Origin of the sequence: Arthrobacter sp. FW306-05-C (genome assembly GCF_021801725.1) — a bacterium.
GTDB lineage: Bacteria > Actinomycetota > Actinomycetes > Actinomycetales > Micrococcaceae > Arthrobacter.
Window position 1 is genome coordinate 42,783 of sequence record NZ_CP084557.1, and the last position, 19,110, is coordinate 61,892.

General features: G+C 60.3%; 12 protein-coding genes. All 12 read right to left on the reverse strand.

Annotated features, from left to right (window positions below):
• Positions 1–53: 53 nt before the first annotated feature.
• Positions 54–179 (reverse strand): hypothetical protein, encoded by a 126-nt coding sequence (locus LFT44_RS22045; RefSeq protein WP_272910890.1) that lies wholly within the window; start codon positions 177–179, stop codon positions 54–56.
• A gap of 721 nt (positions 180–900) precedes the next feature.
• Positions 901–1,812 (reverse strand): carbohydrate ABC transporter permease, encoded by a 912-nt coding sequence (locus LFT44_RS20950; RefSeq protein ID WP_236803024.1) that lies wholly within the window; start codon positions 1,810–1,812, stop codon positions 901–903.
• 13 nt (positions 1,813–1,825) lie between these two features.
• A complete protein-coding gene (locus LFT44_RS20955; protein ID WP_442863743.1) occupies positions 1,826–2,776 on the reverse strand; it encodes a carbohydrate ABC transporter permease in 951 nt (316 codons plus the stop codon).
• Between the two features lie 35 nt (positions 2,777–2,811).
• Entirely contained in the window at positions 2,812–3,768 is a 957-nt protein-coding gene (locus tag LFT44_RS20960) for a phosphodiesterase (protein WP_236803026.1), read from the reverse strand.
• A gap of 16 nt (positions 3,769–3,784) precedes the next feature.
• Positions 3,785–4,573, reverse strand: coding sequence for a tyrosine-protein phosphatase (locus LFT44_RS20965; RefSeq protein ID WP_236803027.1), 789 nt, complete (start codon positions 4,571–4,573; stop codon positions 3,785–3,787).
• Between the two features lie 25 nt (positions 4,574–4,598).
• Entirely contained in the window at positions 4,599–5,957 is a 1,359-nt protein-coding gene (locus LFT44_RS20970) for an ABC transporter substrate-binding protein (RefSeq protein WP_236803028.1), read from the reverse strand.
• 65 nt (positions 5,958–6,022) lie between these two features.
• Positions 6,023–7,147 carry an ABC transporter ATP-binding protein gene (locus LFT44_RS20975; protein WP_236803029.1) on the reverse strand — a complete coding sequence of 375 codons (1,125 nt, stop codon included), beginning with the start codon at positions 7,145–7,147 and terminating at the stop codon, positions 6,023–6,025.
• 152 nt (positions 7,148–7,299) lie between these two features.
• Entirely contained in the window at positions 7,300–8,193 is an 894-nt protein-coding gene (locus LFT44_RS20980; RefSeq protein WP_236803030.1) for a MurR/RpiR family transcriptional regulator, read from the reverse strand.
• 591 nt (positions 8,194–8,784) lie between these two features.
• Positions 8,785–12,168: a Swt1 family HEPN domain-containing protein gene (locus tag LFT44_RS20985; RefSeq protein WP_236803031.1), complete on the reverse strand. Its 3,384-nt coding sequence runs from the start codon at positions 12,166–12,168 to the stop codon at positions 8,785–8,787.
• Between the two features lie 3 nt (positions 12,169–12,171).
• Complete coding sequence (locus LFT44_RS20990; protein ID WP_236803032.1) at positions 12,172–14,949, reverse strand: DUF1156 domain-containing protein; 2,778 nt, start codon at positions 14,947–14,949, stop codon at positions 12,172–12,174.
• 46 nt (positions 14,950–14,995) lie between these two features.
• A complete protein-coding gene (locus tag LFT44_RS20995; RefSeq protein WP_236803033.1) occupies positions 14,996–18,553 on the reverse strand; it encodes a helicase-related protein in 3,558 nt (1,185 codons plus the stop codon).
• Between the two features lie 76 nt (positions 18,554–18,629).
• Positions 18,630–18,830, reverse strand: a complete 201-nt coding sequence (locus LFT44_RS21000; RefSeq protein ID WP_236803168.1) for a helix-turn-helix domain-containing protein — start codon at positions 18,828–18,830, stop codon at positions 18,630–18,632.
• Positions 18,831–19,110 lie beyond the last annotated feature (280 nt).

Below are 19,110 nucleotides of genomic sequence, written 5' to 3' on the forward strand. Positions count from 1 at the left end.
GCGGTGCCAGGCAGAGCTCCGCACCAGGAGAGAGGAACACCTCCTCCACTTCACTACAGGTCGAACGTGACCTCCTGCGCCAGGAGAACCAGCGGCTCCGCCACGAGCTCAGAAGAAGTCAGCAGCGCATCTCTGAACTGCTCGGGGACCAGATCGATGGCACGGATGCCCACTCCCAAACTCGCCGTGTTGACGAATTGACGGACCAGAACGCCGCGCTCTCCCGGCTAGCGAGCGACGCGACTCAGGAAACCCATCGGTTCCAACAAGAGCTCGCGGGCCTGACATCAGATCTTGAAGCCGCCCACAGTGTCAACCGATCGCTCATCGCTCAACTCAACCGCACTGCTAAACCGGGCCCAGCAGGCTGACCTGCATAGCGCCCCGCCCCTCAGGTTTTCGGGATCGCAGATCTCCTTGAGCCGGGCGGGCAGTTGCCGGGGACGACGAGGACGGGGCGCTGCTGAGTGCGGGCCAGGGATGCGGAACGAATCCCTTCAAGGAGTCTGACCGCCCATACCAGGGATCCTGTCCGGTCAGCGCCCACAACGAGCAACGATACACACGTGTTGTCCACCAAGCGGCTGAGGGCCTTGGCAACGTCGGCGTTCAGCGCGCGAAAGGATCACCTCTCTCCGGGCTTCCCGAGCAGGACCTCCAAACTTCGTTGCAGAAGGATGGGCGGAAAGTCGGCCTCTTTATTGATGGCCGGGTCCAGCGAAAGAGCTGTCCGTTGGCGGTCCGGCTCCCATTCCGGCAGCCAACTTGCCGGGTCCACAAACGCGCAGACGAGGTGCCGTTCCAGGACGGCTGCGCGAGCGAAAATGGGCCCCGGCGCCCAGCAGACTCACATCGTCGGCGAGAGCTGGCTGGCAGGGGAGCCTGATGCTCGGCGTCGCCCTATTTGAGCCCGGATCGGACAAAGGCGTCCACCACATATCGCTGCAGGAAGATGTAGATCAGGAAAATCGGCAGGCATGCCAAAGCGGATGCGGCCATGATCGCTCCCCAGTTATTGCCTTCGGCGCCGAGGAAGCCACGGATGCCCACCTGGATGAGGGCGTCCGATTTTTGCATGATGAGGGATGGCCAGAGGTACTCGTTCCAGGCGCTGATGAAGAGCATGATACCGAGGGCCGCCAGTGCGGGCCTCAGGTTGGGAACCACCACTTCCCATAAGGTCCGCCATGAGGAACGTCCGTCCATTTGGCTGGCATCGAGTAGGTCTTTAGGGAAGGCCTCGAGGTGTTGCCGGAGCATCATCACGGCAAAGGCCGAGCAAAGCTGTGGCAGCACCACGCCGGTGACGGTGTTGAGCAGGCCCATCTGGGAGACCAGCAGGTAGTTAGGGATCATGGTGACTTGGAAGGGCACCAGCCATGAACCGACGAACAACAGGTACAGGACCCTCTTGCCCATGAAGTCCCACCGCGCGAAGCCATAGGAGGCCAGGATGGCCACCAGCAACTGGGATACTGCCAGTGCCAGCGACATACCGAAGGTGTTCGCCAACATGCCGGCAATAGGGATGGTGCCCAGGACGTACTGGAAGTTCTCCAGGCTGAGCGGCCCGGGGAACGGGTTGGTGGAGAGCGCTTCGGATGCGGGCCGGAAGGCGGTGACGAACATCCAGTAGACCGGGAGGATCGACGCCAGGGCCAGCACGATCAACAGAGTGTGGCTGGGGACGACGGACCAGGCAACCCAGTCTGGCAGGCGGTGCCGTGCCGAGTCCTTTCCGGTGCCTGCAGCCGGGGAATCCGCGCTCAAAGGACCGGGCTGCGCCGGTGGGGCGATCGTTATGAAGGCCATCAAGTTTCCCTTACTAATTGTCGTAGAAGCTAAGGCGCTCGGATAGCTCAACGAAGACCAGGGCGATGAGCCCGAATCCCAGGAAGAAAAGCGTTCCAGCAGCGGAGGACAGTCCGGCGTCGAAATTCCTGAAACCGAACTGGTACAGGAGGTAGTAGATGTTGGTGGAGGAATTCCCCGGACCGCCCTGCGTGACGAGGTCGATAATCGGGTAAGTCCACTGTGCAGAGAGCAGGATAGTCATGAGGCTGAGGAAAACGAGGCTGGGCGAGAGCAGCGGGATGATGATCCGCCACGTGATCTGCCGCCCACTCGCGCCGTCGATGGAGGCAGCCGCTGCGTAGTCGGGGCTTATGCCGGCCAGCCCTGCGGAAACAACCAGCACCCCGAAGCCCAGCATTTGCCAGCCGACAATCACGATCACAGCAGTCATGGAGCCATCTGGGTCACGGAACACGTTGCCCATCGGCGAGCCCAAGGCTGCTGCGATGGCCGGGATCGTGCCTCCTTCGGGTGCGAAGAGCCAACGCCAGATAGCGCTGGTGGCAACCGGTGTGATGAGGAACGGGACGAAGATCAGCGCCTGGTAGGCGGTGCGGGCGCGGCCCTGGACCTTGCGGGACAGCAACGCGAAGACAAGCGGCAAGGCCACGGAGATCCCCAGGAACGCGAGGATGTAGAGGCCGGTGTTCAGCAGCGCCTGATGCAGTTCCGGCAGGCTCAAGACCTTTGCGTACTTCTCGACGCCCACGAATTGCTTGGGCTTGGTGGGGATCAAGTTCCAGTCGTATAAGGACAGGTTGACGGTCTGTCCAAGCGGCCAGTAGGTCCAGACAAGAAGAAGGATGACCGCCGGAAGGATGTAGAAATAGGGGTTCCATGTGCGGCCGGCGGCACGGCTGGGGACCGGGCGTCCGGCCGGGCCGGCAGGGGCGATGCCCGCTGCCGGCCCGGAGGTTTCGATGAACACTGTTTGGCTTCTTCCCGTGAAGTTCCGTATTAGCGGGTGGTCCCGGCGAGCTCGCCTTCCACGGCGATCACGTCAGAAGCCTTGACGTCCGGGGTGTAGTCCGCTCGCATTGCTTCAGTGACCTCCTCCAAGGACATCTGCTGGTATGCGGCCATCTGCCCTGCAGAGACGGTGTACACGCTGGAGAACTCGCCGATCGGGACTACGGAGTTGAGCAGGCGGTCCTGGTAGACGTGGACGAGGTTGAAGGCCTGGGCGCCGTTCTGTCCCCGCATCGTGTCTCGGGGAACGTTGAGGTCCTGGGTGTAGCAGGTGGCAGATGCGACCGAGACGGGAACCCCGGCGAAGGTGGAGAAGGTTGAGTAGTGCAGGTGGCCGGCGAGGATGCCGCGGACGTCCGTGCCTTGGATGACCTTTTCAAGCCGGCTCTGCTCGCGCAGTTCCACCATCGCCATGATTTCCAGGGGGCTGGGGACCGGCGGGTGGTGCAGCGCGATCAGGGTGCCGTGCGGGGCAGGGGTGGCCAGGACCTCGGAAAGCCACTCGAGCTGCTCATCGGAGATTTCGCCGTGGTGCAGTCCCGGAACGGTTGAGTCCAGGGCGATGATGCGCAGGCCGTTGACGTCGTGGACCATGTCTACGGATTCCTGTCCGGCGTCCGAGTCCAAAAGACCGGCACGGAAGGCGGCACGTTCGTCGTGGTTACCCATGACCCAGATGATCTTGGCGCCGAATTCTTCGGCAACGGGCTCCACGATCTTGCGGAGGCGGACATAGGCGTCGGGGCGTCCGGTGTCCGCGAGGTCTCCGGTGAACACCATGGCTTCCGGCTTGACCTGGGCTTTGACGAAGTCGCGGAACAGCTGGCGGAGGTTCTCGTCACTGTCCACGCTGCCGTGCAGGAGGTCGTTGTCGGCGACGAAATGGGTGTCGCTGATGTGGAGGATGAAGTGGTCGGGGGCTGCGTGCTGGGGTTCGATCGTCATGGCGTTACTCCTGGTTCTAGTGGGCGGTGGGGACGGTGGGGACTGTGAGGACGTCACGAAGGCGCTGAAGGTCGGCGTTACTGAAACCGTGCGCGGTGAGAAGGCCCTCGGCGCTGCCGTAGCTTTCCTCCACCAGGTTCAGCGTGGTGCTCAGAACAGCGGCGGGGCTGGCGGAGATGATCTCCCGCAGGTTTTCGCCTACGGCTTCGAGACCTGGATGCTTGGCAAGTGCGGCCAACATCATTTCGCTCCAGTCCCCGGCCAGGTTGGCCTCGGTGGCCGCGTAATCGCGGATCACGTGCTCGCGGTCGACGCCAGCGGCAAGCAGGGCGAGTGCGATCACCACGCCGGTCCGGTCCTTGCCCGCGGTGCAGTGCACCAGGACAGGATCGGCTCCGGAATCGGCAATCAAGCGGACGGCATCGGTCAACCGCTGCGCGTAAAGGCTGATCATCAATCCATAGATGTCCTGCAGGGTGACTGAGTCAGCGGCGCCGGGTATCTTGCCGGAATCGAAGATGGGATTGTGCCGGGATTCGATCGGGAGGCCTTCCAGGCGGCTGGGAGACTGCTCCAATTCGGTCCGGTCCCGCAGGTCAATCACCCTGCGGATTCCCAACTCCGCAAGGTGCGCCCGTCCGGCGTCGGTCAGTTGGTGCAACCCGTCCGAGCGGAAAAGCTTTCCTTCCCTAACTGTCCGTCCGCTGGCGGCATAGCCGCCGGCGCTGCGGAAGTTGTAGGTACCCTCGACGGCGAGTGGCTGGTTTGCGGTATCGAGAATGGCGTCCTCGGAGGTGATAGTCAACGGGTTTCCTTTCGGGACAGGCAGGTCAGCGCGGGAGAAGGTCCTGAGCGCGGCGCTGTGCCTCGGCCATGGTGGTCTTGGCGTCCTTGCCGTAGTACACGACGTCCTCGATGGCTGTGGCCAGGATGTCGTCCACCTGCACATAGCTGTTTCCGGGGTAGGAAACCCAGGGCTGGAGGCGGTCAAGCTGGGCGAGGTTCGGAGCGAGGAGCGGGTTCTTCTGGGCCCAGTCATAGAGGGCACCGCCCTGTTGCGTCAGCGACGTCCGCAGCGGAAGGTAGCCGATCTTGCTGGAGATCTGTTCGTAGGCGTGATCGCTGGTCATGAACTTGATGAGTTCCCAGGATGCGCGCTGCTTCGCCGGATCTTGGCCGAGGATGAAGAGGGCTGAGCCGGAGTTCGTGGGAACGGAGGGCTTGTCGCCGAAGCCGGGCATACTGGCGGCCTTGAGCTGCCAGCCTGACTTGGCAGCGCTGGACATGAACATTCCCTGCATGGCGGACGTGGTCAGCTGGAGAGCCGTCTCGCCCTTCGCGAACCCTTCGTACATGCTGCTTGAGTCGCTGTTGCGCAGCACTCCGGCCTTGTACAGGTCGGCGAGCTTGGCCACGGTGTCCGCCGCGGCGTCGGAACCGAAACCGATGGTCTTGCGATCATCGGAGAGGACCTCGGCGCCGTTGGACTTGAAGACTCCCTGCATGCACCAGTTGCCGCCCTTGACGGAGCAGGAGATGTCAAGCGAAGGCTTGCCGGTCTTGGCGGTTACTGCCTTGGCAACGGTCAGCACCTTGTCCCAAGTGGAGAGATCGACGTCGGCAGGCAGGCCTGCCGCCTCCAGCTGGGTTGCGTTGTAGAACAGGACGGGCGTGGAGAACACGTAGGGGATGCCATAGGTCTTGCCGTTCCAGTTGGCGAGAGTCTTCGCCTTCTCGTGGAAGGGGTGTGCGCCGTCGAGGTGCGCATCCACGGCATCCTGTCCAACCAGCTCGCTGATGGCGTTCGCCCCAAGCTGGGTGGCGGCGAAGTCCAGCGAGTCGAAGGTGAGCTGCGCGACGTCGGGAGCTTTTCCGGCCAGCAACTGTGTCTGGACGCTGCTGACTGTGTTGGAACCTGCGGCTCCGCCGCCTTGGGGCGCCTGAGCCGTCACGTGGATGTTGGGGTATTCCTTTTCGAAGTCGGCGATTAACCCTTTGACGGTTTCCGTCCAAACGCCGGCTTGGGCGAGGTTGTAGCTCTCAAAGGTGATGTCCACCTGCTGGTCGGCGGTGAGTTCGGGGATCTTGGCCGCCACGGAGCTGGCCTCGGTAGAGCCACCACAGGCGGCGAGGGTCAGGGCGGCCGTGCCGGCCATGATGGTCAGTGCAAGGGAACGGAGAGTTCGCACGGTTTTCCTTCGGTGTTGGGGAGGGAAGGGCGTAGGTGGGGGTCTGGAATCTTGCTGGTGGCTGCCTAGGCCACGGGTGCCGGTACCGACGAGGGCTGCCATTCGAGGCGACGCCCGCTGGCGCGGTCAAACAGGTGCAGCCTGTTGGCGTCCGCACTCAGGACCACGGCGCTGCCCGTGTCCCAGTGCTCGCTCCGGGAGGCTCGGACGGCCACGCGCTTGGGGCCAACGCGGCAATAGATCACTTGCTCACTGCCCAGGTTTTCGGACAGTTCGACGACGCCGCGAAGCGCCGCTCCGGCGCTCGGCGCGGCTGCTGCCGAACCGGGAGCATTGATCATGAGGTGCTCGGGACGGATGCCCAGCACAATGTCCCGCTGAGGTGTTGCACCGGGCCACAGCACGGCTTCCACCGAGGGCCCCATGACGATGATCGAACCATCACTGGTGCCCAATTCGGCGTCGAGCAGGTTGGTTGCCGGGGACCCCAGGAAACCGGCGGCAAAGATGGAAGCCGGCTTGTCGTACAGCTCTTCGGGCGTGCCAAGCTGTTCCAACTGGCCGCCGTTGAGCAGGGCGATCTTGGTAGCCATGGTCATAGCCTCCACTTGATCGTGCGTGACATAGATGAAGGTCGCCCCTAGCCGCCGGTGAAGTCCGGCGAGCTCCTGGCGCGTGGCCGTCCGCAGCTTGGCGTCGAGATTGGACAACGGCTCGTCCATGAGGAACGCCTTCGGCTCACGGACCAAAGCACGGGCCACGGCGACGCGCTGGCGCTGCCCACCTGACAGCTCCCTGGGCTTGCGGTCCAGAAGGTGTCCGATCTCCACCATCTCGGCGACAGCCTGAACGCGCTCCTTGACGAGCTGCTTGTCAGCCCGCCGTACGTTCAATGGAAACGCAAGGTTCTTGGCCACACTCAGGTGCGGGTACAGGGCGTAGCTCTGGAACACCATGGCCAAATCCCGTTTCTTGGATGGCTCGGTGGTGATGTCCCGGCCGTCCAGCTCAAGCGTTCCCGACGTCGGGTCCAGCAGTCCTGCGATCATTCGAAGCAGGGTGGTCTTGCCGCAGCCGCTGGGGCCGAGCAGGACCAGGAAATCACCGTCTTCAACGGTGAGCGAAACGTTTTTTACCGCCGTCACGTCCTTGAACGAACGCGAAAGCTGGTTGAGCACTAGTCGGCCCACGAGCACCTCCAGGGAAACGATATTTCCTAAATCGATGTGTTTAGGAAACGTCTTACCTAGGAAGGTTGCAGTCCGCAGATTAATTCGTGGTGCTCAATGGGCGAACTTCGCGGGAGGCAGCGGGAAACATTGGATTCCCTCAGGCACGTGGCCTACTCGGGCTCTTCACCGACGATGTGCAGGACCTCCTCAAATACGGCAGAGCGGGCCTGGTCCACCTCCGGAGAATTGCCAGTAACAGCGGCATGGAGCGCGGATAGAATCAGCATCTGCACGATGTTCCCGATGGGCAGCTGGTCCTGCCAGTGATGGAATTCGGCGCCGGCCACCAGCGAGTGCGTCGAAAGTTCCGACAGCGCCGACCTCGCGTAGCTGGTGACTCCAATAACGGTGGCCCCTCGTTCCAGGGCGATCCGGGCCCCGCCCAAGGTGAAGCCGTTCAGGCCACTGTCACTGACGGCGATGCAGACATCCCCCTGGCTCAGGAGCTTGGCTGTGATGTGCTGCGAGACGATGTCCCCGGGTGCCTCGCACACGACTCCTGTGGAAAGGCACCGCAAGGCAAAGGACTTCGCCGGGGCGACCGAAGCGCCATTGGCCACCACGAGCAGTCTGTTGGCTGACCGGATAGCATCCGCGGCCGCGGCGAAAGCCTCGAAGTCGAGGGAAGCCAAGGCGCTCCGGATGTCGTGCGCGGCGCGGGAGAAGATCCCGGAGACCAGGTGCTCGGAGGTGCCCGGAGTCCCCGTTGCTGCCCATCCTTCAAGCTCCGCGTTATCTCGTGCAGCCGCGCCCAGGTCTCGCAAAAGGACCTGCCGGAGATGCTGGAAGCCGTCAAAGCCGAGTCGCTTGCAGGCCCGCACGACGGTGGCAGGCGATGTTGCAGTCACCGCCACAAGGTCGGCCACGGACATTGTGGCGACGGTTTCGGGTGAGTCCAGGCAGAATTGGGCCACTCTCTGCTCGCTGGGCACCAGCGAGGGAAAGATCGACATGATGTGGGCACGGGAGCCGCCCACTGGTGGCTCCGCTTTGTACGGGTTCATCGGGCCTTCATATCAGATCCACTTGAACAGCAAGCTCGCCTCGTATCAACTGGCAACAGCCTCGTCCGACCCACCGCAGCGTAAAGCACCCGCGCCGCCACACTCCCCTCCCCTCCGAACGCCGGCGTTGGGCTGACGCCAGTGGACAGGGATGGAGGCGGTCACGTTCCGTTCCGTTTTCGTGCCGAACGTGGCTCACATCGAGATTCGCCGCTGAACAGGCCAAACATTACCCTTAGGGCAGATAATCCGCCTAACCTCAACCTCGGCGCTGCGCACGTTCGAGTTGCAACGTGACCCGTTGTCGGACCAATGGTTACTGGCGGCCATAACGGATGCAGGCGCGGCCGCCGCTTAGGCGGTGGGTATGACTTGGCCTGGGGGTCCTTGTCCAAAGCTACGGACAACTCCTCAGGGTTACCCACCGCGACGATTGCTCCCGGAGCCACCCCACGGCTCCCAATTTTCACCGTGGACAACCTGGATTGACCACAACTATGGACAACTCAAGCTTCCCTCCGGTGACTGGAACTGTACCCAATTACTGTGAAGGAGGGGCTGGAAACTCCTGACACGCAGGACAACTGATCGTCAAAGCAATTCAAACCCGGAGCTGGGGTCGAATTTGAGAACACGTGCGTTCTCCTTGATCGTGCGGAGTTCGGACTCGTTGAAGCCCTCAACCTTCGTTGCCTGGATATCCATCGTGATTTCGATTTTGGCTCCCGTCCCCGCGAGCCTGTCGATAATCTCGCGAGTTATGTTTCCCATATCTCTGGAGTAGCGCTCGGGGTCGATCTTTACAGTTCCGAAGAAGCGTGACAGTGGTGCTGCCTCGGGCTGCATGTCGGACTCATTGTCGTCATCGGGGTTTTCTTCGTTTGCCGGGATCTCTCGGTCCGGCTCGAGGTCTACGCCTTCTTGCGTCGTCGTCTCCTTGGCCGCGTTTGCTGCGGCCCGATCCGATTTGGCCTGATCTGTAGCGCTTTCCCAATTCACAAGAAGTGTGCTGTCGCTGACCTGGATTGCTGCGTCCGGGGCAGGCGGCACGACAAGCCCAAGGTAACGACCAGTCTCAGCATCCTTGCCCGCGGCGATGGCAAACCGTTCATTATCAACAAGCACTGCGCCGGAGGCTTGCCGGACGGCGGCGTCCAGAACCTCCCTCCGCACGAGTCGGGGCATGTAGGGGTAGCGAGTGAAGTAGCCCCAGAGTTCACCAATGCTAATTGCGCCTTGTCCCCAGACATTCGCCAGCTCTTTATGGAGGGTGTTACCCAATATGGGAGCACCGAGATCGGTAATTAGTTGATCGTCCCGAGTGAGCTTCGCGCTCACCCTTTCAGCCAGGCTCCTGCCTCCGCTGTCGGGTACCTTGTCGGCTACCAATTCGAAGGGCTTCGTGGGGTCGAACTGCTCCGGGTAAAGCGCCCAGGTGAAGGTGTCGCGGATGCGGTCGCTGACGGTGCGGTCGAGGCGGGATACCCAGTCGTCGGTTTGATTTCTCTGTTGGGCCGAAAGATTCAGGCTATCGCTGGCAGCCTGCACACTCTTCCACCCGAGGTAGTTGCGAGTCGCAGCTTCAAGGCCCTCCATCTGCACCTTGTCGGCCACCAGGAAAGCCAGCGTATTGCGGTGGATGCGTTGACTGGCGCCCTTTGTCTCTATTGCCTGGCGCACCCAGCTGTGAGCAGCGGAATCATCGCCGTCCTGCTTCCGACGCGAATAGCGGGGATGGGTAATGACGAGCCGTGCGTCTTCCAAATCGGGGATGTCAGCACTGGACGCGGGCGCTATGTGAACACGATCGAAGACGCCACGTGGCCGCTCCTCACTAGCGAGGCGGCGCGTTATCTCATTCCAGACAGTCTCAATGTCTTCGCGTAGCCGCTCTGCATAATCATTTGCCGTCTTTGTGACCGAGGGCTGGGTATCAAACCAGTAGTGTCCCTGTTCCTCATAGAAGTAGGTCGACCGCTGCGCAAGCAGTTCAACGGCAGAACCAAAGTTTCCCAGTACATCGCCCGGGATCGCTGTACCAAGCCAGAGATACTGCTTGTCGAGGCCCTTGTGCGTGCTCTTGATCCGCGGGGCTGCCCCCATGAAGATCGTCCGGGCTATTCGTTGAGTAACGAAACGTTGCCCAAGGTTCGGTCGGTCAAGGTCAATTTGTTGTGCTGTGGAACCTGATCCATCAATGTCCGAGTCGATAATGGGCTTCCATTGGTCCTCAAGGTATTGAGTAAGATCCGTATTTACAGTCGTCGCATCAAGTGGAACGTTGCCAGGCAGGATCAACGGACTATGGTCGTTCGATGCCCATAGCTCATGGACGATTGAAGAGACGAGCTTGAGCACGCCGCGAGTCCGCTGAAACCGCTCCAAAGTAGACCAGTCCTCGTACAGCCGGTCTAACAGTTCCGGGTGTAGCGGATAGGAAGCACGAATACGATTCTCATAATCATCACCCGGGGTTGCAGCGTCACGAGGGAAGAGGGCGGTGTTGTTGCGGTACAAAGTGACGAAGTTGCGCGCGACCGCCGAGATAGTCGTCAAGCCTTCTGCGTCCGGAGGCTGGAAGAGCCGACGACGGACGATTTCGAAGGACTCGTCCTTGCTGGATGGGCGCCACTGATCCGCTACACGACGAATAACGTTCTGAAGGCGCTCAAGAGCGATCTGCCCGTTGGCGCCCCCGATCTCGATGTCACTACCGCCCGCCGCGGTTCCGGTATCGGAGGCCGGGATCGAGACGACGAGCATTGCCCCGGGCACCGATCGCACTACCTCAGTGAGGGACTGGGCGAAAGTGAACTGGGTGTCGAACGAACCCGCGGGCAGATCCTTATCCGTGACGAGCTGTCGAGCATAGGCCACCCACTCGTCAATGAGTATTAGCGCTGGAGCGTAACGCTCAATCAGTGTTCGAAGCCCCACTCCAGGATTTGTGCCTGCTCGGTCGGCGTCCGCAACGAGGTCATACCCCTCACGGCCACCGAGCTGCCAAGCAAGCTCTCCCCACAAGGTGTGGACCTCGGTACCGTCCTCTTTGACCAGCGCAGAACCCGCTTGGAGGTAAGTTCCGACTAGTGCGACGCGTTTGACTCGGACGTGCTCTAGCTCCAGATTGCCGTTGGCAGCTACAAGCTCCTGGAGCTCCTGCGGGAATTTGTTGGAGGGAGTGCCGCTGAACAGGTGGTACAGCGTCAACATCGAGTGCGTCTTGCCACCACCGAAGTTCGTCTGCAAGTTCACTACGGGGCTGGCGTTTATATCACCGCTGATACGCCGTAGCGCTCGTGCGAGTAGATCACGCAAGCCCTCAGTCAAATAGGTGCGGGTGAAGAACTCGACCGGATCGCCGTATTCCGGAGAAATTACCTGCCGGGTATGCACCATATGGAGGTCGGCAGCGAATTCCGAAGCCGTAAATTCCCCACGCGCCACGTCACTATGCGGGCGAATGACCTCTCGCCATGGCCTGAGTCCAGTTCCTGGTTCCAGGGACACTTTTGTTCGCTTAACTTGCTTTCGGGTCTGATCTTCAAACACCGTTCGCTGAAGATCGACGCGGAGCTTGCGGACATCCTCCGCCGAATCCACAGCGCCGACAGCATGAAGGAGTCGCTCGATGGTGTCCAGTGCACGAGAAGCGTCATCAGAACTGAAAGATTCGTTGTGTGCCCACAAGTTACGTGTCTCCCGCAGTTCGGAGGCAAACCCTTGTTGTGCGCGGGAAAGCACGTCTTTGAATTGATACCCCTGCTCGGTGATCGCCCGAAGCTGCACCTGCACGTCGTGCTTGGTGAGAGTGCGCACGGGCCCGCCGCGCCGCTGGGCTTCTTCCGCGGCCCACTTGGCAGTCCAGTCGCTCGTACCGAGGGCACGGGTCATCACCTCATCAACCGCATCCAGCAAGCCTTCCGATAGTAGGTCGAACGCTTTGCCTACCCGGTCACGGTTGTTGATCGCCATCGATTAGTCCTCATCTTCAAAGTCGAACGCTTGCTGCATTGAACCCGGCACTGACGCGAACTTCCGGGCTTGCTCGTTCAAGTCGCCCCAGGCACTGACGAGGCCGTTGAACAATAATGCGTCTTTGGTGTCATTTTTCTTTTCCGCCTCATGGAAGAGCAAGAATCCCAACTCCTTGACCGCGTCGAGGTTAACGCTCGATTGGACGCCAGGTAGCAGGGCAGCGACCTTGTCAGCGCCATCCTCGGCCATCACAGCAGCCAGGCGCACCACTGCTTCCCATACACTCACACGGCCATCCAATTCCGGCACCCAGTTGCCGTCTAGCTGCGAGGGGGACAACAACCGAGCTTTCCCGCCTCTGGCTTCAAAGATCCCTCCACGCACCAGCACACCAACAGAAGTATCCGACGAGCGCGCTAGTTGGTCTGCGACGCCCGAATTCTCCTGTGCCCAGCCGTACTGCCGATACCACTTCACTGCGAACCGAGTGTCCGGATCGAAGTCCGATTCCTGCTCGCCCAGCACCTCGTCGAGCGTCGCGTTGATGAGCAGCAGGGCATCCTTCACGCTCATATCCGAACCATCAGCCTCACGCACCCGCGAATACCGAGAGAACACCGAAATTCCTGGACCTATCGCAGCCTGTGCCAAGTCGACTGGGGCTATTGCGCCTTGCATGAGCTTGCGGAGTGCCTCCGGAAGCTCGGCTTTGAGCATGGCGGCAAACGAGCGACGTGTCGTCGCCTCTGCACGCTCTGGCCGTGGGCGGCAGGCCAGAACGATCGATGAGGCTAAGGCATTAGTACCGCTAGCAAGCAGCCGATTGCTGGTTTCAGTACGCATAGGCCAAGTTGCGGTGATCTCCCATCCAGCCTGGATCAACCCGTCGAGCAAGGTGTACCAACCGGTCGACGAACTCCCGTCCGCGTCGGAGTCTTGCTGCTTGTAGGCGTAGTAGACCGTGAGTGGAACATTCGTATTAGCTGTTTGGCGAATGCGACGAAACACCGAGTTGAAGCCATCTACGAAAAAAGCCTCAGCCGCGCCAGTACTGCCATGCCGGTATGGATTCGCAACGAGTTCCTCAGCCTTCGGGGTCAGCATCGTTCCCACCGTTTTCGAGTGAATGTCCTGCAGTGAACGCCGCAACCAGACATAGAAAAAGTCTGACAATTCCGAGTAGCTAATGTTGTCGTAGTAAGGCGGGTCTGTAGAAATCACCAAATCGGCATACGAACGCTTTGCCGCATCCGCCTGTTCGGGGAAAGCCGCTCCTCCGGCTGGAAGACGCTCCAGCACCTTGGCCAAACTCCCGAGGCTGACGGTGTAGCCGCCCGCAGCAGTTCCGAAGGGCATGGTTTCAGCGAAGTCCCAGACCATTGGGATTGCCTGTCGCCCAAATAAGTTCCGGACCTGTGTTTTCGTTATCTCCCACCGACAAAGTGCGTTTGAGATGTCCGTCAGCCGGCTAATTCCGAGGGCCAAATATGTCGCCACTGCGTCCGCGTAAGCTGCGGCGCCCGTCCCGCCGTCCTCAAGGCGGCTGCCCGTCGGCATTCCGGCGGCAAGAGCGTCAGCAAGTACTTGCGCCCGGGCATCTTTAACTAGATCACTAAGCGTTACAAGGGTGGTCAGCTGACGATTTGTGAAAAGGTCGGCCCACTCCGTCATTCCGTACCGGACCACGTTCGTGCGACCTGGCCAGTCTGAGATCTCACCCTGAGGCACATCATCCGGCTTAGGAACGTTCGCTGCTTGGATCTGCACCTCATCGGGACTGAGGAACAGGCGACCGCGGTCGCCCTGAGCAACAACCGCAAGGAGATGTTGGCCCATTAGTCCGGCCCGGCCCTGTTCGCGCACGTACTCCAACGCGAGCGGTGTGCCGTCCCCCACGACCTTCCCCCCTTGGCGACCAATGGTTCCGTCTTCAGTCGCACTCGGCCCAAACTTGTCATGGCGGACCGAGTACCGAACTTGTCCGTCGACTACGGAAGCTTCGATCCACGCCTCCTGGCCCTTTCGCTTACTTAGCCACCAAGAGCGCACCAACGGAGTCTCGATGGGATTGGCGGGGTTTGGGCTCCGTACCGTCCGCGCCCATATCCAGGCGATGACTGTGTGTTGAGTTCCCCCAGGCGCAGTCACCTTTGGGTAAAGGTGCCCAATCCGCTGCTGGGCCTCATCTCGCATCCAATTGCCGTATTTAACCACGTCTGCCGCAAGGCCCTGCGCCCGCCGCCATTCGGTTACCCGCTGCCCAGCATGCGGATGAACCGGAGGACGCCCACTGAACTTTGGAGGAATCTCGATAAGTGCTCGATTGATAAGAACGGACACCGGGTTCAAGTCGGATGCATGAGCCTCTAGGCCAAGCCGTTGAGCCTCAAGGGGGATGGTGCCGCCACCCGCGAACGGATCCAACACGGCGGGGAGATCGCCGTTATTGCTCTTCTCGATTTCCTTGCGTACTTCCGCCAGCAATTTCTCATCGTTCGAGTTGTCCCAGTTCACGAGCCGCTCGATCATCTTGTGAAGCCGCTCACGCTCAGCATCCTGAGCCTCCACCGTCGGAAACTCATCAGGTCGCGAGGAGGGGTCATCGACGAGCTGCCCGAAGAGCACCGCGCGTGCAGCTGCTTGGGGGCGCCGCGCCCAATACAGGTGCAGCGTTGACGGGTGGCCATGCCGGATGTTCTTCTCGCGGGCACCCTGCGTGTTGATGGTTTCTAGTGGCAGGGATACCTCGATGAGCTTCTTCTTCGGTTCGGTGGTCACGAGGTTTCCTTGCTACTGAGGTGCGGCGTCTGTTGGGTGTGTTGGTTCATCGGGGCGAGTCTCCTCGAGTCCAGTAGTCAATCCACTTCTCATTGAAGGAACGAGTCGTGCTCGATGGTTCGAGATGAGCAAAGGCGTTCAAAACGTAGGTCAGTTCGTCACGCTCTGGCCCTTCGGCGCTTACGGAGACGAGAGCAAGCCGGTGCCGTTCGGCCTGTGTCTGGGCGTATGCGATCTCGTTGCTTGTGATGGTGAAGGTGTCAGCGCCTGCAATCCGGCCCTTGACCTCAATGAAGAAGACACGGCCGTCGATGTCGGTGGATCTGATGTCATAGCCTGGATTGTTACGAGCCTGCTCCACTGGAGTGCGTCCGAGGGCACGCTCAGCGACCAAAACCGCGTCTATGGCACGACGTTCCACGCCTTTGGTGTCCTTAGCAAAAGTATGCGGCGACTCCAGGGGCTCATTCGCAAGGACCGCATCCGGGACCACAAGTGCGGCACCACGCACGATAGCCGGAAGAGCTACAAGCTGGTTTGCTTGGTCCAGCTCACGAAGACGACGCTCGAGTCGTTCATCTAGGCGGCGGGCACGCGCATACGCCGCCTCAGCGCGGAGCCGTCCGACTGTCCCTTGACGTTCGAGCGACTCAAGCCGAGTGTGCTCACGGTCCCAGTGATTAATCTCCGCTAGCAGCCGCTCCTTAACCTGCCTTCGAGTACGCGCAGCCTCTAGGTCGATGCGAGTCCTGATTTCCTGCATGCGTGGCTGCAGTCCATTGCGATAAGCCCAGGCGCGGATAACCTTCTCGTTATTCTGACGGGTCCAATCGGAACCGAGTAAATCGGAAATAGCTGCTGCTTCCTTTGGCTCGGGGCGATCAAAGTCAAGATAGGGTGGCGCAACGGGTGTCTCGACATGGCCGGCCTCGTTCAGCAGGACATAGTCGAAGTGGTGTGAAACCGTATTCGGGTCGGCCGAAGTGTCCTGGATCTTCTGTTCGACGGTAAACAGCAACAGAGGCTCTTCTGCCTGCTTGTCGCGACGGTCTATGAGAACGGTGCCCTGCTTGAGGACCGGCCCCAGGTCTTCGATGGTCAATTCGATCACTGCCTGCAGCAGCGGGTGGCCCGGTGCAATTAGGGCAGCAGGAACACCTGACGGCTGGCGAATGTGGCTTGTCTCAAAGGTTACGCGCTCGTACTCGCTAGCAACGGGCGCCCAGCGGTTGAGGCGCCGGGCAGCTTCTTGAATTCGAGAAGAGACGCGAGTTATCTGATATCGACCTGCCTCTCGCCGACGAATTCGCCCGCCGAGGCGCTCAAAAGCAGGAATGAAGAACGCGCGGATATAGCCAGGCTGGAGTTTGCGTTCGCGGGCCTGCTCCATTTGAGCCCGGATGTCCTCTAGGTTTAGTGCAGGAAACATTTCCGGGTGCAAGGCGCGCTCTTGGAGCAACTCTTCGAGTCCGTGTGCGACTCCCACATCGATTGTCCGTTCAAGCCGTGCCTTAACCTCAGGCTGATCGCCATAGCGAATTGCCTCAATAAGCAAGTCGCGCAGAGATCGGTCACGGAAAGCACCTTGCTCCCCGAGTACGTTGAACAGGTTGCCGTTGTATGCCTTGCCCTGCTGATCAATCTTTTCCAGGAGCCGCTGAAACACTTCACCTTCTCGCGTCTCAGTGGCAACCATGTTCCATAGGTGGCAGACCTCGCGCTGGCCAATACGATGGATCCTGCCAAAGCGCTGCTCGATGCGGTTGGGGTTCCATGGGAGATCGTAGTTGACCATGAGGTGCGCACGTTGCAGGTTCAGGCCCTCCCCCGCTGCGTCTGTTGCGAGCAGGACCAAGGTCCCCGGCTGCTCCGTAAAGGCTTCCCGAGCAGTTTTCCTGTCCTCCCGCTTTGTTCCGCCATGAATCGTGACAACTGCCTCACGACGGCCGAACAGGGTCGTGATCTTCTGGGTCAGATAGTCCAGGGTGTCGCGGTGCTCCGTGAAGATAATGATCTTCCGAGGCGACCCTGACCCGTCGTCGGCGAGCACGCGGTCTTCAAGGATGGACCGGAGCTCCACCCACTTCTTGTCCTCGTTCTGCTGTCGTACTCCACGGGCGACGCGGATAAGGTCTTCAAGTATGGTGATCTCGCCCAGGAGCTCATCCACGGTCTGTGCCGCAGTCGCTAAGTCAACCACTTGGTCGATCTGTTCCTCGAGCCGTGCCCGCTCGTCCTCAGTGGTCTCGTCGTCTAAGTCCTCGAAGTTCTCGATCGACAGTTCAGGAAGCCCTAGATCGGAGAAGTTACTGCCCCTTGCGGGAGGATTGAATCGGGCTTCATCAGCAGTTCGCTGCATCTCCCGCAGCCGCCCCTCAAGGCGCATCTGGCGGCGCTCGAGCGACCGGAGGATGGCCTCCGGGCTGGAGGCCAGGCGTCGCTGCAGGATCGTTAGCGCGAATCCCACGTTGTTTCCACGCTTACGATCGCCTTCTTGGGCGATGCGTTCGGCCCTCCCCATCTCAGTACGAACATAGTCAGTAACTTGCTCATACAGTTCCCGCTCAGACTGGCTCAGCTGATATTCAACCGTGTATGCCCGCCGCTCAGGAAACAGTGGCTTGCCTTCGAAAGTCAGCAAGTCTTCCTTCACCATCCGCCTCATAAGGCCCTGCGTATCCGTCCGGTGGACACCTGCCCGGAACTGGCCCTCAAAACGGTCTCGATCAAGTAGCGACATGAAGAGTTGGAAGTCTTCTTCCTTGCCGGCATGCGGAGTTGCCGTCATCAACATGAAGTTCTGAGCCGTCTCAGACAGCAGACGGCCGAGCTTAAACCGCTTCGTCTCGTCGATTTCGTTCGCCCAAGACGAGAAATGTGCGCTCATACGATGTGCCTCATCGACGATTGCGACGTCCCAAGTAACTTCCGAGAGCTGTTCCATTAGGTCGTCGCTGCGCGAGACTTGGTCCATTCGGACAATTAGATATGGGTGGTCGGCGAAAACATTCCGCCCTTGAGCGTCATCCACCATTTGACGACTGAAAATCTCGAAGCGCAGGTCGAACTTTACGGAGAGCTCTTCGCGCCACTGCTCCACTAAGCCCCCGGGGGCCACGATGACGGCTCGCTCGCAATCAGAGCGCAACAACAGTTCCTTCAGGTATAGGCCCGCCATGATTGTTTTTCCCGCGCCAGGGTCATCCGCGAGCAGGAACCGCAACGGTATGCGTGGCAGTAATTCCTCGTAGACGGCACGAATCTGATGGGGAAGCGGCTCAACGTCCGAGCTGTTCACAGCGACCATCGGATCATAGAGGGCCGCATACTTTATGCGGAGTGCTTCGGCGGCAAGTCGGAAGTCATCCGGATCACCGTCGAAGGCAGGAGCCGCATCAAAATCACTCGCCAGCTCGAGCTTGTCCGTGTCAAGCTCCGTCACCATGCGAGCACCGCTTCGGCCCGAGTCATCACGATAAAAAATCTCGTAAAGCCCCTCGTCGATCGGGTCAACGGCTATGAGAGTTACAGTCTGCCCGGGCACAATGCCCCGAAGCCGCAGGCCTGCACGCAGGCTCGTCAGGCTCACAGTCACTTCTGCCACGGGAAGCTCCTTCCGGTCCGGACAGTCATTGAAGGTACAGCGACAGGCGAAGGTCTCAGGGTGAGCAGATTAGCTGTCAATTGGATGCGCCTTGGTCGTTTGATGTCGCAGCGCCGCCAGCACGAACCCATTCGTCAATCTCGCTGGTTTGAAACTTCCAGAGCCTCCCAACCTTGTGGGCCGGCATATGCTTTTCAGCGATCCAGGCGTAGACCGTGTCTTTGGTAACACCGAGATGTGTAGCGATGTCGTCGGCGGAAAGCCATGGTTCAACCAAGGGATGAACTTCCAATCTGTGGGAACGAAATGCTTCGGTAACCCTACCTGCTTCAAGTCAATTAGGCCGGGTTTGACCGGATTTAGCCCACTATGGACTGGAGGACGCTCGCATCGTACCGGTTCTCGCACAGTTCGATGCCGAGAGTAGAAGACAGAGAAGGTCTTCCCAATTCTTCGTCGCAAGGGTGTCCCACTTCCTTGGAATCGGGACACTCTCGCCTTCTTCACGGCTACCAGCTATGTGGGCCGTAGAGGCCAAACCAGCTTGCGTTCTGGCA

What these genes read in the sequence shown, in the direction of transcription:
- LFT44_RS20950 (WP_236803024.1), bottom strand. Translation starts at nt 1,812, where the DNA reads ATGGCCTTCATAACGATCGCCCCACCGGCGCAGCCCGGTCCTTTGAGC.
- LFT44_RS20960 (WP_236803026.1), bottom strand. Translation starts at nt 3,768, where the DNA reads ATGACGATCGAACCCCAGCACGCAGCCCCCGACCACTTCATCCTCCAC.
- LFT44_RS20980 (WP_236803030.1), bottom strand. Translation starts at nt 8,193, where the DNA reads ATGAACCCGTACAAAGCGGAGCCACCAGTGGGCGGCTCCCGTGCCCAC.
- LFT44_RS20985 (WP_236803031.1), bottom strand. Translation starts at nt 12,168, where the DNA reads ATGGCGATCAACAACCGTGACCGGGTAGGCAAAGCGTTCGACCTACTA.